This window comes from Domibacillus sp. 8LH (assembly GCF_038806185.1).
GTDB classification, from domain to species: Bacteria; Bacillota; Bacilli; order Bacillales; family Domibacillaceae; genus Domibacillus; species Domibacillus indicus_A.
In genome coordinates this window covers 645,536-659,591 of the sequence record NZ_JAVJNG010000001.1, presented here as the reverse complement: position 1 = coordinate 659,591, position 14,056 = coordinate 645,536, and the positions used below count along the sequence as shown (strand labels likewise).

Sequence of the window (14,056 nt, the reverse complement as noted above, 5' to 3'; positions counted from 1 at the left end):
GTATTAATGGAGCAGGCGGTTTCGGTCGGCAGGTATTTGATCCTGGTTGAATTTTTCTTTTAATCCTTCGTACAAATAAACGCGGAACAGCCAGGCAAGTTCTTCATTCGGCATTTCTCCAATGATGGACAGGATATCTGTCTCAGTCATTTCACCAAGAACGGTCAGCGTGATCATATCCAGGTCGTCTTCTGTTCCCTGCAGCCGGCCGCGATACAGTTCAAACAATTCATTTACAAATTTCATCGCTGTGCCTCCTTTTTAAGAATATATATATAGTTATACATGAAAACGCTATCATATTCCAACTTTTTTTATTGAATGAAGAAAAGAAAAAGCGCACATGCTGTAAAAAGGAGGGATTGATGTGGAAAAACAGCCTTACTATATTGCCATCGCGAATGGAGAAATTCAATCACAGCCGGATGTGTCCCCATGGAATTTTCGTGTTTTTGCCAATGATAGGGAAATACAATCGCTGCGTGAGCTGTTAAATGGAATGAATCGGGAGGACTTTGGCTCGTTTTGGCGGGCGCACGTTCCTGCTATTCCGTATCATGAAGATCAAAACAATGACCGATATGACGACTATATGATGGCCGTATACGAAAAAATCTATGAACTTGGAGATGAAGACGCACGACAACATATAAAAAAGTGGAGAAATAACGTATAATAGAGAGAAAGCAAGCAGGGGTGAGGGATGCCGGTTGCACAGTTTTACCGATCAAAACAATTATCCTGTTACGATGGTGTTTACAAGAGGGGCGTTTGGAAGGGTGCCGTCTCACGTTCTTGTTTTATGCCGATTCGAGCATTCTTGGCTTTTAACAAAACATAAAGTGCGAGGTCTTGAATGTCCGGGCGGAAAAAGAGAACCGGGTGAAACGCTTGAAGCAGCAGCCCACAGGGAAGTGGCAGAAGAAACGGGGGCCGCGATATCCGGTTTGCACTTCATAGGTGAGTATTATGTTCATGCACCAGAGCAGCCGTTTTTAAAAGCGGTTTTTTTTGCGCACGTAACGGATATAAAAAAGAAACAAGATTATTTAGAAACAGACGGTCCATATATAGAAAAGGATGATTTGCTCGAAGCGCGCTTTGGAGCTCATTATTCCTTTTTAATGAAAGATGAAATGATTCCGCTCGCGTTATCAGAAGTAAGGAGAAAGGGGCTGGTCTAATGGAGTGTATACCGTACCCATCGCCAAATCCACATGTACGTCTTTTCCTGGTTCATTATAAGTCTGCGGGTCTTTTAGTAAAAGGCTTTTTAGCGGAGCCGGCTGATCAGGAATCGTACGAAGGTTTTTTATACTTGCGAGGCGGTATTAAAGGCATTGGCATGGTGCGGCCGTCAAGAGTCGCCGAATTCGCTGCAGAGGGATTTATTGTCTTCGCACCGTTTTACAGAGGCAATCGCGGCGGAGAAGGAAATGAAGACTTCGCTGGAGAAGACCGCGAAGATGCCTTTAGCGCTTTTGACCTTTTAAGAAATCATCCGCGTGTAAAAAATGGCCGGATTCATGTGTTTGGCTTTTCACGAGGCGGCATCATGGCTCTTTGGACAGCCATCCACCGGCCGGTATCTTCACTTGTTACATGGGGCGGCGTATCCGACATGAAACTTACGTATGAAGAAAGAAAGGATATGCGCCGAATGATGAAACGTGTGATCGGCGGAACGCCCCAAAAAGTGCCGGAGGCGTACGACCGGCGGACACCCCTGGAAGAAGCCGGCCTGATCACAGCGCCCGTGCTGATTATTCACGGCCGCAGTGACAAGAATGTATCGGTAGAGCATGCTTATCGGCTGAAGGAAGCTGTGCCGCATGCAGACACGATGTATTTGGATAAATATGATCATTACATACCACCTGCAGTAAACCGTCAGATTGTCGGTTACATTGCAAAATGGATAAAGGGGGACTAAAATCATGGGAATGCCTATGGAACTAAATACGATGATTGTCACAAAAGGAAATGAAGTACGGGAGGAAGAAAATCGGTTCGTTCTTCAAAAAGACGGCTACCGGCTGTATCCAATTGATATTCCAATTGCCGTGTTTAAAACAAAGGACAGCGAACAAAGCGGTACCGCCCTCATTAAAAAAGTAGAATGGCAACAGGAGAAAACGACCATTACGTATACGCTCGTTTCTTTGAAATCAACGAATTAAAAATAAAAGCCCGAGAGACAGTCCCTCGGGCTTTAAGAGTGTAGACGAAAAGTAAGAAAGCCCGAAGGATTGATCCTTCGGGCTTTTTGTAGGGGTTAAAGAAGCGGACCGCCTTTTTGGGCAATTTCATCTGCTACACCGCTGAATTTTTTGAAGTTTTCCCGGAACTTTGCTGCTAATTCCTGCGCTTTTTGCATAAAGGCTTTTTCATCCGCCCATGCCTTGCGTGGAATCAAAACATCATCCGGCACACCTGGAACATGAAGCGGAATTTCCAGGCCAAAAACTTTTGTTTTATAAGTTGGTGTGTGCGCCAATTCGCCTTCTAGAGCAGCTTGAATCATTGCACGTGTGTAGGAAAGCTTCATTCGTTCGCCAGTTCCATACTCGCCGCCTGTCCAGCCTGTGTTCACGAGGAAAACTTGCACATTTTGCTCATCGATTTTTTTGCCGAGCATTTCTGCATAAACCGTTGCATGCAAAGGCAGGAACGGTGACCCAAAGCAAGTAGAGAACGTTGCCTGAGGGCTTGTAATACCGCGTTCTGTACCAGCAAGTTTAGACGTATATCCGCTTAAAAAGTGGTACATTGCTTGTTCTTTCGACAGTTTGCTGATTGGAGGCAGCACACCAAACGCATCTGCAGTCAGGAAAATAATCGTATTCGGATGGCCGGCAACGCTCGGGTCTACAATATTATCAATGGCTTGAAGCGGGTAAGCGGCCCGTGTATTTTCGGTTAATGTGTTATCGTCGTAATCCGGCTCCCGTGTTTTAGAATCAAGAACAACATTTTCAAGAACAGAACCAAAACGAATCGCATCAAAAATTTGTGGTTCTTTTTCGCGTGTCAGGCCAATTGTCTTTGCATAGCAGCCGCCTTCAATATTGAACACTCCGTTGGCGGACCATCCATGTTCATCATCGCCAATCAAACGGCGGTTTGGATCAGCGGAAAGCGTCGTTTTTCCAGTACCCGAAAGACCAAAGAACAGGGCTACATCTCCTTCGTAGCCGACGTTTGCTGAGCAATGCATTGGCAGGACATTATTTTGCGGCAGAAGGTAGTTCATCACAGAAAAAATGGATTTTTTCATTTCACCGGCATATTCTGTGCCGCCAATAAGAATAACACGCTGTTCAAAGGAAACAATAATAAATGTTTCAGAGTTTGTGCCATCTGTAAGAGGATCCGCCTGGAAAGAAGGCGCTGACAAAATAGTGAAGCCTGCGTCATGTGTTCTAAGCTCTTCTTCTGTTGGACGAATGAACAATTGGTGCGCGAATAGGTTATGCCAGGCATATTCATTTATAACCTGAATCGGAAGGCGGTGTTTTTGATCCGCGCCGGCAAAGCCTTTGAAAAGAAACAGTTCTTCTTTTTCTTTTAAATGAGAAACCACTTTTTCATACAAGCGGTTAAATGCTTCTTCAGAAATCGGCTGGTTGACTGAACCCCAGTCTATGCTGTTTTCAACAGATGCTTCCCGGGCAGTAAACTTGTCTTTTGGGGAGCGGCCTGTATATTTGCCTGTTTCGGCGCGAACAGCACCGGACGCGGTTAAAACACCTTCGCCGCGCTGAAGTACCTTTTCTACAAGAACCGGTACAGAAGGCTGAACGAGAATATTGGAGCCTTTGAGCAGCTCAGTTAATTCGCTGGAAACAGTTAAAGAGTTCATCATGTACAACCATCCTTTATTTGAGTTTTAATGTGTTTGATTAACTTGAAATTAGTATAACACATTGAAATGAATAGTCTATACTATTGGATGAAATTTTTCGTATATTTTTATATTTTTTGGGTCATGCTAGTAAATATGTGAATTTAATTAAATAGGAAGAAAAGCAGGATACACAAAAAAAGCACCTTTAAAAATTGTTTGCTTTTTGAAAGAGAAACGGGTTGACACGAAGCGCGATATTTCGTAACATTGACACTTGAACGGATACTCTTATCCTGAGTTGGTGGAGGGACAGGCCCTGTGAAACCCAGCAACCTGCCGTACTTTACGGACAAGGTGCTAAACCTGAGCAAGGATCAGCCTTGGACGATAAGAGTGAAAGGCCCGAGTGAAAACAACCTTTCCTCTCTCAATGCCGGGAGAGTTTTTTTATTTTCTGGATCACCTGAGGGAAATGAGTACCGTACACACACTGATTTTAAGGAGGAATTTTTTCATGACAAAACAGCGCCGTCTGTTTACATCAGAGTCCGTAACGGAAGGACATCCGGACAAAATCTGTGACCAGATTTCCGATGCGATTCTTGATGCCATTCTTGACAAAGATCCGAATGCCCGCGTGGCAGCGGAAACATCTGTAACAACTGGACTTGTTCTTGTTGCAGGGGAAATTACCACTTCTTCTTATGTGGATATTCCAAAAATCGTTCGTGAAACGGTAAAAGAAATCGGGTATGTTCGTGCAAAATACGGATTTGACTCTGAAACAGCAGGGGTTTTAACATCTATTGATGAACAGTCACCTGATATTGCAGCAGGGGTTAACGTAGCTCTTGAAGCGCGTGAAGGCCAAATGACGGATAAAGAGCTTGATGAAATCGGTGCCGGAGACCAGGGCTTAATGTTCGGTTTTGCGTGTAACGAAACAGAAGAGCTTATGCCGCTTCCAATCTCACTTGCTCATAAATTGGCACGCCGTTTAACAGAAGTGCGCAAAAACGAGACACTTGATTACCTTCGTCCAGATGGTAAAACGCAAGTAACAGTTGAGTACGATGAAAACGGCAAACCTGTTCGTGTTGATACAATCGTTATTTCTACGCAGCATCATCCAGAAGTAACACTTGAGCAAATTCAAAAAGAAATTCGCGAACAAGTGATTAATGAAGTGGTTCCAGCCGAATTAATCGACGCGGAAACAAAATTCTTTATTAATCCAACAGGCCGTTTTGTTATCGGCGGACCTCAAGGGGATGCAGGCTTAACAGGCCGTAAAATCATTGTGGATACGTACGGTGGATATGCACGTCACGGCGGCGGCGCATTCTCTGGTAAAGATCCAACAAAAGTTGACCGCTCTGCCGCTTATGCAGCACGCTATGTAGCGAAAAACATCGTAGCAGCAGGCCTTGCGGACAAATGTGAAGTACAGCTTGCTTATGCAATCGGTGTAGCACATCCGGTGTCAATTTCAGTTGATACTTTCGGAACCGGAACAGTAGCGGAAGAAACGCTTGTTGACGTAATCCGTCAAAACTTCGATCTTCGTCCAGCAGGCATTATTAAAATGCTGGATCTTCGCCGTCCGATTTACCGTCAGACAGCAGCTTATGGCCACTTTGGCCGCACGGATGTAGATCTTCCGTGGGAACGTACAGATAAAGCAGAAGCACTGAAAGCAGCTGCGAAGTAATAAAAAACCATGCCCAAATACTCGGGCATGGTTTTTTTATGCTTGAATAGATTTATAATACTGGCCTTTTTCAGCGTATTCACGCACGATACGTTCCATGTCTTTGCGGTCTTCTTCATTTACATTTCGCACTACTTTAGCAGGCCGTCCGAAGGCCATTGTATTTGGAGGAATCACCTTACCCGGCGGTACAAGGCTGCCAGCGCCGATAAATGCACCTTCTCCGATTTCGGCATTATCTAAAATAATGGATCCCATGCCGATCAGGGCGCCTTTCCGAATTTTACAGCTATGTAAGATCACTTGATGGCCAATTGTCACTTCATCTTCAATGACGAGCGGGTTGTTTGGACTTTGATGAAGAACGGAATTGTCCTGGATATTCACTTTACTGCCAATGATCGTCGGTGCAACATCTCCGCGTATGACGGTATTATACCAAATAGTGGATTGTTCGCCGATCACGACATCTCCTGTAATCGTTGCATAGTCCGCAACGAAAGCGGATTCAGCAATAACCGGCTGTTTATCTTTATACGGATAAATCATGGTTGAGGCCCCTTTCTTTTTTGTCTGTTATACCGTTTTATTTTATCGAACAGCAAAAGATTTGTATAATAGAAAAAACGGTTGTCGTTTTTTGAAGGAGAGAGCACTATGTGGAAATGGGAATGTGAGGAAAAGCCAAAAGGCGTGATTGTGATGGTGCATGGTGCCCTTGAACACCATGGCCGGTACGGCTGGCTTATTGAAATGTGGCGGCAAAACGGGTTTCATGTTGTCATGGGAGATCTGCCTGGACAGGGAATGACTTCACGTGCAAAACGTGGCCACATTTCATCTTTTAAAGAATATACGAATGAATTATCGGATTGGGTGCAGGCAGCGTATCAATTTAACATCCCTGTGTTTTTGCTGGGCCACAGTATGGGCGCGCTTGTGATTACCCGCTATTTACAGGAGGAAAAGCCGGAGATCGCTGGGGTCATTATGTCGTCTCCTCTATTTAAAATGAAACATGTGCCGCCTAAGCATTTAAACGTGCTTACACACGGCTTAAATTCAATGACCCCGTCCTTGAAATTTGATTCAGGCATTACGTCTGAAATGGCGACCCGGAACGAAGAAATTTGGGCTTTTGATGCTGAAGACTCTTTGTTTGTCCGGAAAGTATCGGTTCGGTGGTACAGAGAAATTGTGCAGGCCATCAAAATCGCAACAGCTGGACCGGGAGAAGTGCCGGATATTCCTCACTTGATTATGCAGGCGGGAGAAGACCGGATCACCGACGGAAGTACAGCCCGTTCATTTGCCAAAAAGCTGGAGCTGTCCGAGCTGCAATACAAGGAATGGCCGGGCCTTTATCATGAAATTTTTAACGAACCAGAGCGGGAAGATGTATTTCAATATGCGCTTGATTTTGTCCACAACCGATTGCGGTCGCTCGGTTTTATTATGGAAAAGTGAGGTAAGAACATGACAGTCCCTACGAATTCGCTCCTGTTAATGCGAAAAATATATAAAACCATTTTCCCTGCTGTGAAAACAGAATGGATCAAATGGAAGGCATTGGCGGAACAAATACCCAATCCGGAACTGCGCAAGCAGGCAATGGACGTGTATGAGAAAAAATACTTTCACTGCGAAGCAGGCGGTGTGATTTCAATGCTGGCTGGTAATAGCCAAAAAGAAGCGATCTCTTTTATTGTGCCTTATCAATTAATTTGTGATTATCTCGATAATTTATGCGACCAGACTACATCATTTGATCCGAATGATTTCGCGGCGCTTCATGAAGCGCTGCGTGACTGTTTTTTTCCCGGCCAGCCTAAAAGCGATTATTATCGATTTCGTGAAACCAAGAATGATGGCGGCTATTTAGATGCATTGGTTGATGGCTGCCGCCAGGTGGTGGAAGAAACACCTTCCTTTGCAGCGGCAAAACCGCATGTGCTGGATTTAAGCCGCTATTACAGCGAACTGCAAATTCATAAGCATGTTCGCGAAGAAGAGCGGGAAGAGCGCCTGATCCGCTGGTTTGAGAGTTACAAAGCGGATTTACCGGAAATGGAATGGTATGAGTTTGCCGCCTGCACGGGTTCGACAATCGGTGTATACTGCTTAATGTCTTGTGCGATGCAGCCGGCGTTTACGCCTACATACGCCAAAATGGTGCGTGACTGCTATTTTCCATATGGGCAGGGCATTCACATTTTGCTCGACTATTTTATTGACCAGGAAGAAGATATGGAAGATGGCGAGTTAAATTTCTGTACATACTACAACAGCGAAACAGAAATGATGGAACGGTTTCTTCACTTTTTGCGCCAGGCAAAGAAAGGAACCGAACGGCTGCCGCACGCTAAGTTTCATTCATTTTTAATTGAGGGCATTGTGGCTGTTTACTTATCGGAAGAAAAAGCGGCTGTCAAAAAAAGCGTGCGGGGACATTGCCGCAAGCTTGTCCATACGGCTGGAGCGGCCAGTATTTTCTTTTACTGGAATGGCAGAACCTATAAAACATACCGGAAAATGCGCCAGGCCGGCCGGTAAAAGGAGAGGGGCATATGAAGCTTAGTATATTGGATCAGTCTCCCTTGTCGGAAGGACAAAGCGCTATGAAAGCTCTTCAGGAAACGGTAGAGCTGGCTCAATGGGCGGAAGAACTTGGTTATGAACGGTTTTGGGTATCTGAGCATCATGATGCAGATACACTCGCCGGCTCTTCGCCAGAAGTGCTGCTCGGCCATTTGGCAGCAAAAACAAACAGCATTCGGCTTGGCTCAGGCGGTGTGATGCTGACGCACTACAGCGCTTATAAAGTTGCTGAAAATTTTAAAGTACTGTCTGCGCTTGCTCCGGAGCGAATCGATCTAGGTATAGGGCGGGCACCAGGCGGTATGCCGAGGGCTTCGTTTGCCCTGTCGAATGGCCGGAAGCGGGAAAAAGACCGCTTTCCGGAACAAATTGATGATGTGCTCGCTTATTTGTATGATCAGCCCGTTCCCCATCCGTATTCTGGTGTCAAGGCAACTCCTGCTCTTGAAGTACCGCCTGATGTGTGGCTGCTTGGTTCAAGCCCGTCCAGTGCAGCGCTCGCTGCCCAAAAAGGGCTGCCGTACGTATTTGCTAAATTTATTAATGGCGACGGGGGGCCCGATGAGCTGGCTGAGTACCGGCGCACCTTTCAGCCGTCTCCTCATTTAAAGGAGCCAAAATCCGCTGTGGCCGTTTTTCTTGTATGTGCAGAGACAGATGAGGAAGCCGATTTTCTTGCGGGAAGCCTTGATCTGTCCCTGATGATGACCGGCCAGGGGATTCGATCAACCGGCACACCTTCACCGGAAAAAGCAGCGGCTTACTCATATGGGAAGTTTGAGCGGATGCATGTTGAAGAAAACCGAAAGCGTATGATTGTGGGAGGACCGGACACTGTTCGAACGCAGCTGGAGGAATTAGCGGAAAAATGCGGGACGGATGAGACCATGGCTGTGACGATCTTGTTTGATTTTGAAAAAAAGAAACGCTCCTTTCAATTACTTGCTGAGGCAGTGGGTAATAAAGAGCTCCTTTAAAAGGAGCTTTTTTTAAAAAATAACATTGACAATGAGAATCATTTTCGATAAGATTTACCTAGTTAATGATAATCATTTTCACTTAGAAAGGACGAACAACATGAAGCGTAAATTATTTTCAGTTTTACCGCTGCTTATGATCATAAGTGCTCTTTTCCTAGCCGCGTGTTCTCAGGAGAAAGAAGAAAGCGGGCAGGAAAAAGAATCAAATACAAAAGCAGAAACACGTACATATGCATCAGAAGAAGGTGACATTGAGATTCCGGCCAACCCAGAACGGGTAGCTGTCATGGCTGCTACGTATCCAGGGAATTTCCTCGAGCTTGGTGTAACTCCTGTTGCGATTACAGACTGGTCTGCTAAAAGCAAGTTTTTAGGTGATAAGCTAAAAGATGCAAAAGTAGTAGCACCAGATGATTATGAAACGTTGATTGGTTTAGAGCCGGATTTGATTATTACGTATACAGGAGACGAAAACATGGCGAAATACAAAGAAATTGCGCCAACAGTCGGACTGTCTTACGAGAAATACAATTATCTTGATCAGCATCTTGAAATCGGCAAAATTTTAGGCAAAGAAGAAGAAGCCCAAAAATGGGTAGATGAATGGAATGCAAAAGCAGAAGAAGCGAAGAAAAAGGTTCAAGAAGCGATTGGAACAGATGCAACAGCAACTGTAGTTGAAACATTCGGTAAAGACACGTATGTATACGGAAAAAACTGGGGCCGTGGAACAGAAGTCATCTATCAGGCTCTTGGCATGAAAGCCCCTGAAAAAGTAGAAGCGGAAGCGTTTGGACCAGGCTATAAGGCCATCTCTGCTGAAGCGATTCCAGAATATGCGGGTGATTATATTTTCGTTGGAGAAGGTGCCAACGTATCATCTTCAACATTTATGGAAACAGACTTATGGAAAAACATTCCGGCTGTAAAAGCAGGGAATGTGATCACATTTGACTCGGATTCTTTCTACTTCAATGATCCGATCTCAGTTGAAAAAGAACTTGACTTTATCGTAGACGCTTTAACGAAAAAAGCGGCACAATAAAGGGAAGATCCGTATGAATCATACAAGTGAATTACAAGCAAGCTCCCGTCCAAAGACGGGAGTATTCGTTCTTTTAGCAGGATTTGCAGGTTTATTGATCAGTCTCGCGCTGTCCGTTTCGGTTGGGGCAGCAGAACTGACGCTGAAAACGGTTTGGGAAGCCATTTTTTCATTTGATCCAAGCCGTGAAGCAGATCAAATTATTATGGGCATCCGTCTGCCAAGGGAGATTGGAGCGGCGCTGACGGGAGCGGCATTTGGAACAGCAGGAGCTATCATGCAAGGGGTTACACGTAACCCGCTGGCGGAGCCGGGCCTGCTTGGCTTGAATACAGGTGCAAGTCTTGGCCTTGCGTGTATGCTGGCCTTTTTTTCTGCCAGCTCTTATACAATGGCTATTCTTTTTTCTTTTGCCGGTGCAGCTGTCGGAGCTGTTTTATTATTCGGCCTGGCTTCAATCAAAAAAGGCGGCTTCTCGCCGCTGCGCATTGTACTCGCAGGGGCCGCCATTTCTGCTCTGTTAACGGCACTTGGAGAGGGTGTCGCTCTTATGTTTCAGTTGTCACAGGACCTTGCTTTCTGGCAGGCCGGGGGTGTTTCCGGGACAAGCTGGCCTCAGCTTAAAGTGCTGGCTCCGGTCGTTGGAATTGGTCTGCTGACGGCTATTCTGCTGTCGAGGTCGCTGACTATTTTAAGCTTTGGCGAGGAAATGGCTAAAGGTCTTGGACAGCGGACAACGCTTATAAAAGTGATTTTAATTTTGATCGTGCTTATCCTGTCTGGGTCAGGTGTCTCTGTCGCGGGACCGATTATGTTTATTGGCTTAATGACTCCACATTTAGTCCGGGCGCTTGTCGGAACGGATTATCGGTGGATTATTCCGGGCTCAGCCCTTTTCGGAAGCATGATGCTTGTGCTGGCTGATACAGTAGCCCGTATGATTAACCCGCCATTTGAGACACCTGTCGGCGCGGTCATTTCTGTTGTCGGCGTGCCGTTTTTCCTTTATCTTATTCGCAAAAGGGGGCGGCTCACACAATGAATGATCATTTAAAGAAAAGAGCAAGACGCGTTTTCACCGTGTCAGCTGTACTTCTTGTTGTTTTATTTATAGCAAGTGCTGCGTCGGGAAAAGCGGCTGTTCCGCCGATGCGTCTTCTAGAAACGCTGCTCGGTAATGGGACACCCAGAGAAGAGCTTATTTTGTACAGCTTCCGCCTGCCGCGCATGATGATTACGATGCTGGCCGGAGCGGCGCTGGCCGTCTCGGGCGCGATATTGCAAAGCATTTCCCGCAATCCGCTGGCTGATCCCGGTATTCTCGGCATTAACGCGGGAGCGGGCTTGATGGTTACCATTTACGCGTTGGTCTTTACGCCGCAGTCTTCTACATTTTTATATATGGTGCCGCTGTTCGCGTTTATTGGCGGCATGGTAACGGCACTCATCATTTCTGCGGTTTCCTATCATAAAACAGAAGGCCTTGATCCGATCCGTCTTGTGTTAGCAGGAGTCGGTATGGCGATGGCAATGGCGGGCATCATGCTGATCCTTGCTTCACAGTTTGACTCGCGCGAATACGAATTTATCGCCGGCTGGCTTGCCGGCGATATATGGGGCAATGACTGGAACTTTGTAAAAGCATTGGTGCCATGGCTCATTGTCTTGATTCCGGCCGTATTGTGGAAATCAAATGTATTGAATCTATTAAACTTAAATGAAGGCACTTCTGCAGGGCTTGGAGTAAGAGTCGGCAGGGAGCGGATTGTGCTGCTGCTCGTTTCCGTTGCACTTGCATCAGCAGCTGTGTCAGTGAGCGGCGGCATTGTGTTTATCGGCTTGATGGCTCCGCATATTGCAAGAGGATTAACAGGACCGCGTCATCAGCATTTTGTGCCGGTTGCGGCAGTCATCGGCGCACTGCTGCTTCTTGGAGCAGATACGATCGGCCGCCTGATGCCGTTTACAACCTCTGTACCAGCAGGGATTATTGTCACATTGATCGGCGCTCCATATTTTATGTATTTGATGGTTAAAAAGTAATCTCCTGCACAAGAAGATATCTCAATTTGTAAAAAAGCTTCCTCCTTTTAAAAGGAGGAAGCTTTTTATATGGCCGGGCGTTTTTCAATTGCGACAATAAAAGGGGGCGTGTTTACTTGGTTAATAAAGCCGTATTGCATGACATGCGCCCGCTGCTGGTCAAGACCGGCAGCAAATTCAACCACTGCATTCCGCTCATCAGCGCCGCCTGCATGGCCATGGTATACAACGAGTACAATCAAACCGCCGGGTTTGAGCATATCAAACAGCTGGCGGATGGCTTCAATAGTGGTATCCGGTCTGGTAATGATCGATTTGTCGCCTTTTGGCAGATAGCCGAGATTAAAAATGGCCGCATTGATCCCTCCGTGATAAAAGTCTCGAATATGCTTTCGGACCTCTTCATGGCCGCTATGAAACAGCGAAACACGGTTTGAGAAACCCGCTTCTGCTACGCGGTTTTTTGTATTATGAATCGCCTGTTCTTGAACGTCGAATGCAAAAACGCGGCCGTCTTCGCCGGCCAGCCCGGCTAAAAATACCGTATCATGTCCATTGCCGGCTGTAGCATCGACAAAGCATGGGGCATCTGACAGGGTTTTTTGAATGAGAAGCCGCGCGAACGGCAAAATTCCATCTAGCGTCATGGCTGCACAATAGCTCCCTTGTAGAACTTGCCCTGCCACGTATCGCGCTTTTGCATTTCGGCATGAATGGCATTCAAGACTTCCCACTTATTGACACTCCACATCGGGCCGATCATCAGCTCGATTGAGCCGTCACCTGTAATGCGGTGGACAACCATTTCCGGCGGAAGGATTTCAAGCTGGTCTACAACAAGCTTCGCATAGTCCTGCATCGATAAAAAATCCAGCATGCCTTTTTCATACTGTTTGACAAGAGGTGTCCCTTTTAAAAGGTGCAGCAAGTGAATTTTAATGCCCTGTACATCTAAATCAGCGATAGCCTGGGCTGTCTCCATCATCATTTCGGGAGTTTCAAGCGGCAGGCCGTTAATTAAGTGCGAGCAAATACGGATATTGTGCTTACGCAGCTTTTCAACGCCTTCCACATACGTTTGAAAATCGTGGGCACGATTAATAATACGGGCTGTTTTTTCGTGAACGGTCTGCAGGCCGAGTTCTACCCATAAATACGTACGCTCATTCAGTTCAGCCAAATAGTCAACAACGTCATCCGGAAGGCAGTCCGGACGCGTGGCGATCGAAATACCAACCACATCATCCTGCTTCAGGACTGTCTCGTATTTTTCACGAAGCACGTCAACCGGTGCATGTGTATTCGTATATGCCTGGAAATACGCCATATATTTTCCGTGCTTCCATTTTTGGTGCATTTTTGTTTTTATATTATGAAACTGTTTTTCCAGCGGGTCAACCCGGTCGCCGGCAAAATCACCCGATCCTGCTGCACTGCAAAATGTACAGCCGCCAAAAGCAACCGTGCCGTCGCGGTTAGGGCAGTCAAATCCGCCGTCAAGTGCTACCTTAAATACTTTATGACCGAAGTGCTGCCGCAAATGATAATTCCATGTATGATACCGTCTGTCGTCGCTTGCGTACGGAAACGGGTTTGTCATCATTCATTCCTCCTTTAAAGCTCGTTTTAAATTGTAGCATGAAGAGGGAAGCGGGTAAAATGCGCTTGCATATTAGCTGGAATTTTTCTAAAATGAAAGGTAAAGATTAATGAAGAAAGCCGTCGGACTAATGCTCCATTTTGGGTAGAGAAAAGCCTCTCCTGTCCCACTCGCTGGGCAGGAGTTTTCTATTAGGTCTATTATGCGGGCCGCGAAGCGCGGCGTATTCAGT

Annotated in this window: 16 protein-coding genes and 1 riboswitch; of the genes, 11 read left to right on the top strand and 5 right to left on the bottom strand. The window is 46.1% G+C overall.

Going from position 1 to position 14,056, the window contains the following annotated elements; all coding sequences use genetic code 11:
* Window positions 1–3: 3 nt before the first annotated feature.
* Window positions 4–246, bottom strand: a complete 243-nt coding sequence (locus RG959_RS03415; protein ID WP_242233195.1) for a DUF6154 family protein — start codon at window positions 244–246, stop codon at window positions 4–6.
* A 121-nt stretch (window positions 247–367) separates the two neighbouring features.
* Here RG959_RS03415 and RG959_RS03410 point away from each other — a divergent pair, with 121 nt between their 5' ends.
* Genes RG959_RS03410 through RG959_RS03395 form a run of 4 tightly spaced genes read left to right on the top strand, consistent with a single transcriptional unit; the run spans window position 368 to window position 2,180 of the window.
* On the top strand, window positions 368–676 hold the full coding sequence (locus RG959_RS03410) for a hydrolase (protein WP_342795942.1): 309 nt from the start codon (window positions 368–370) through the stop codon (window positions 674–676).
* Between the two features lie 34 nt (window positions 677–710).
* Window positions 711–1,184 carry an RNA deprotection pyrophosphohydrolase gene (ytkD, locus tag RG959_RS03405; RefSeq protein WP_342795941.1) on the top strand — a complete coding sequence of 158 codons (474 nt, stop codon included), beginning with the start codon at window positions 711–713 and terminating at the stop codon, window positions 1,182–1,184.
* Window positions 1,184–1,933, top strand: coding sequence for an alpha/beta hydrolase family protein (locus RG959_RS03400; protein WP_342795940.1), 750 nt, complete (start codon window positions 1,184–1,186; stop codon window positions 1,931–1,933). The genes ytkD and RG959_RS03400 overlap by 1 nt, the downstream gene beginning before the upstream one ends.
* Before the next feature lie 4 nt (window positions 1,934–1,937).
* On the top strand, window positions 1,938–2,180 hold the full coding sequence (locus RG959_RS03395) for a DUF2584 domain-containing protein (RefSeq protein ID WP_242233199.1): 243 nt from the start codon (window positions 1,938–1,940) through the stop codon (window positions 2,178–2,180).
* Window positions 2,181–2,275: 95 nt separating this feature from the next.
* Here the strand turns inward: RG959_RS03395 and pckA are convergent, their stop codons facing one another.
* Window positions 2,276–3,862 (bottom strand): phosphoenolpyruvate carboxykinase (ATP), encoded by a 1,587-nt coding sequence (gene pckA / locus RG959_RS03390; RefSeq protein WP_342795972.1) that lies wholly within the window; start codon window positions 3,860–3,862, stop codon window positions 2,276–2,278.
* Window positions 3,863–4,132: 270 nt separating this feature from the next.
* Window positions 4,133–4,241: riboswitch (SAM riboswitch) on the top strand.
* A gap of 120 nt (window positions 4,242–4,361) precedes the next feature.
* Here pckA and metK point away from each other — a divergent pair.
* The gene (gene metK, locus RG959_RS03385; RefSeq protein WP_309089446.1) at window positions 4,362–5,558 is read left to right on the top strand and encodes a methionine adenosyltransferase; all 1,197 of its coding nucleotides are present in this window, start codon (window positions 4,362–4,364) and stop codon (window positions 5,556–5,558) included.
* A 36-nt stretch (window positions 5,559–5,594) separates the two neighbouring features.
* Here the strand turns inward: metK and RG959_RS03380 are convergent, their stop codons facing one another.
* Window positions 5,595–6,107 carry a gamma carbonic anhydrase gene (locus tag RG959_RS03380; RefSeq protein WP_342795939.1) on the bottom strand — a complete coding sequence of 171 codons (513 nt, stop codon included), beginning with the start codon at window positions 6,105–6,107 and terminating at the stop codon, window positions 5,595–5,597.
* A 108-nt stretch (window positions 6,108–6,215) separates the two neighbouring features.
* Between RG959_RS03380 and RG959_RS03375 the strand changes: the two genes are divergently transcribed.
* The 6 genes from RG959_RS03375 (at window position 6,216) to RG959_RS03350 (ending at window position 12,224) form a co-directional block, all read left to right on the top strand.
* Window positions 6,216–7,025: an alpha/beta fold hydrolase gene (locus tag RG959_RS03375; RefSeq protein WP_342795938.1), complete on the top strand. Its 810-nt coding sequence runs from the start codon at window positions 6,216–6,218 to the stop codon at window positions 7,023–7,025.
* 9 nt (window positions 7,026–7,034) lie between these two features.
* Window positions 7,035–8,111, top strand: a complete 1,077-nt coding sequence (locus RG959_RS03370) for a tetraprenyl-beta-curcumene synthase family protein (RefSeq protein ID WP_342795937.1) — start codon at window positions 7,035–7,037, stop codon at window positions 8,109–8,111.
* A gap of 14 nt (window positions 8,112–8,125) precedes the next feature.
* Window positions 8,126–9,133 (top strand): LLM class flavin-dependent oxidoreductase, encoded by a 1,008-nt coding sequence (locus tag RG959_RS03365; protein WP_342795936.1) that lies wholly within the window; start codon window positions 8,126–8,128, stop codon window positions 9,131–9,133.
* A 100-nt stretch (window positions 9,134–9,233) separates the two neighbouring features.
* The gene (locus RG959_RS03360) at window positions 9,234–10,181 is read left to right on the top strand and encodes an iron-hydroxamate ABC transporter substrate-binding protein (protein WP_309089455.1); all 948 of its coding nucleotides are present in this window, start codon (window positions 9,234–9,236) and stop codon (window positions 10,179–10,181) included.
* Between the two features lie 13 nt (window positions 10,182–10,194).
* Entirely contained in the window at window positions 10,195–11,223 is a 1,029-nt protein-coding gene (locus RG959_RS03355) for a FecCD family ABC transporter permease (RefSeq protein WP_342795935.1), read from the top strand.
* The gene (locus tag RG959_RS03350) at window positions 11,220–12,224 is read left to right on the top strand and encodes a FecCD family ABC transporter permease (RefSeq protein ID WP_342795934.1); all 1,005 of its coding nucleotides are present in this window, start codon (window positions 11,220–11,222) and stop codon (window positions 12,222–12,224) included. Before RG959_RS03355 ends, RG959_RS03350 begins: the two co-directional genes overlap by 4 nt.
* A 65-nt stretch (window positions 12,225–12,289) precedes the next feature.
* On the opposite strand, the gene mnmM is transcribed toward RG959_RS03350, so the two are convergent.
* Both mnmM and mnmL read right to left on the bottom strand, forming a co-directional pair.
* The gene (gene mnmM / locus RG959_RS03345; RefSeq protein WP_342795933.1) at window positions 12,290–12,871 is read right to left on the bottom strand and encodes a tRNA 5-(aminomethyl)-2-thiouridylate-methyltransferase MnmM; all 582 of its coding nucleotides are present in this window, start codon (window positions 12,869–12,871) and stop codon (window positions 12,290–12,292) included.
* The gene (mnmL, locus tag RG959_RS03340; RefSeq protein WP_342795932.1) at window positions 12,868–13,824 is read right to left on the bottom strand and encodes a tRNA modification radical SAM protein MnmL/YtqA; all 957 of its coding nucleotides are present in this window, start codon (window positions 13,822–13,824) and stop codon (window positions 12,868–12,870) included. The genes mnmM and mnmL overlap by 4 nt, the downstream gene beginning before the upstream one ends.
* Between the last annotated feature and the right edge of the window lie 232 nt (window positions 13,825–14,056).

Coding starts and splice junctions, on each gene's coding strand:
- RG959_RS03415 (WP_242233195.1), bottom strand. CDS start 246: ATGAAATTTGTAAATGAATTGTTTGAACTGTATCGCGGCCGGCTGCAG.
- RG959_RS03400 (WP_342795940.1), top strand. CDS start 1,184: ATGGAGTGTATACCGTACCCATCGCCAAATCCACATGTACGTCTTTTC.
- RG959_RS03395 (WP_242233199.1), top strand. CDS start 1,938: ATGGGAATGCCTATGGAACTAAATACGATGATTGTCACAAAAGGAAAT.
- pckA (WP_342795972.1), bottom strand. CDS start 3,862: ATGAACTCTTTAACTGTTTCCAGCGAATTAACTGAGCTGCTCAAAGGC.
- metK (WP_309089446.1), top strand. CDS start 4,362: ATGACAAAACAGCGCCGTCTGTTTACATCAGAGTCCGTAACGGAAGGA.
- RG959_RS03380 (WP_342795939.1), bottom strand. CDS start 6,107: ATGATTTATCCGTATAAAGATAAACAGCCGGTTATTGCTGAATCCGCT.
- RG959_RS03375 (WP_342795938.1), top strand. CDS start 6,216: ATGTGGAAATGGGAATGTGAGGAAAAGCCAAAAGGCGTGATTGTGATG.
- RG959_RS03370 (WP_342795937.1), top strand. CDS start 7,035: ATGACAGTCCCTACGAATTCGCTCCTGTTAATGCGAAAAATATATAAA.
- RG959_RS03365 (WP_342795936.1), top strand. CDS start 8,126: ATGAAGCTTAGTATATTGGATCAGTCTCCCTTGTCGGAAGGACAAAGC.
- RG959_RS03360 (WP_309089455.1), top strand. CDS start 9,234: ATGAAGCGTAAATTATTTTCAGTTTTACCGCTGCTTATGATCATAAGT.
- RG959_RS03355 (WP_342795935.1), top strand. CDS start 10,195: ATGAATCATACAAGTGAATTACAAGCAAGCTCCCGTCCAAAGACGGGA.
- RG959_RS03350 (WP_342795934.1), top strand. CDS start 11,220: ATGAATGATCATTTAAAGAAAAGAGCAAGACGCGTTTTCACCGTGTCA.
- mnmM (WP_342795933.1), bottom strand. CDS start 12,871: ATGACGCTAGATGGAATTTTGCCGTTCGCGCGGCTTCTCATTCAAAAA.
- mnmL (WP_342795932.1), bottom strand. CDS start 13,824: ATGACAAACCCGTTTCCGTACGCAAGCGACGACAGACGGTATCATACA.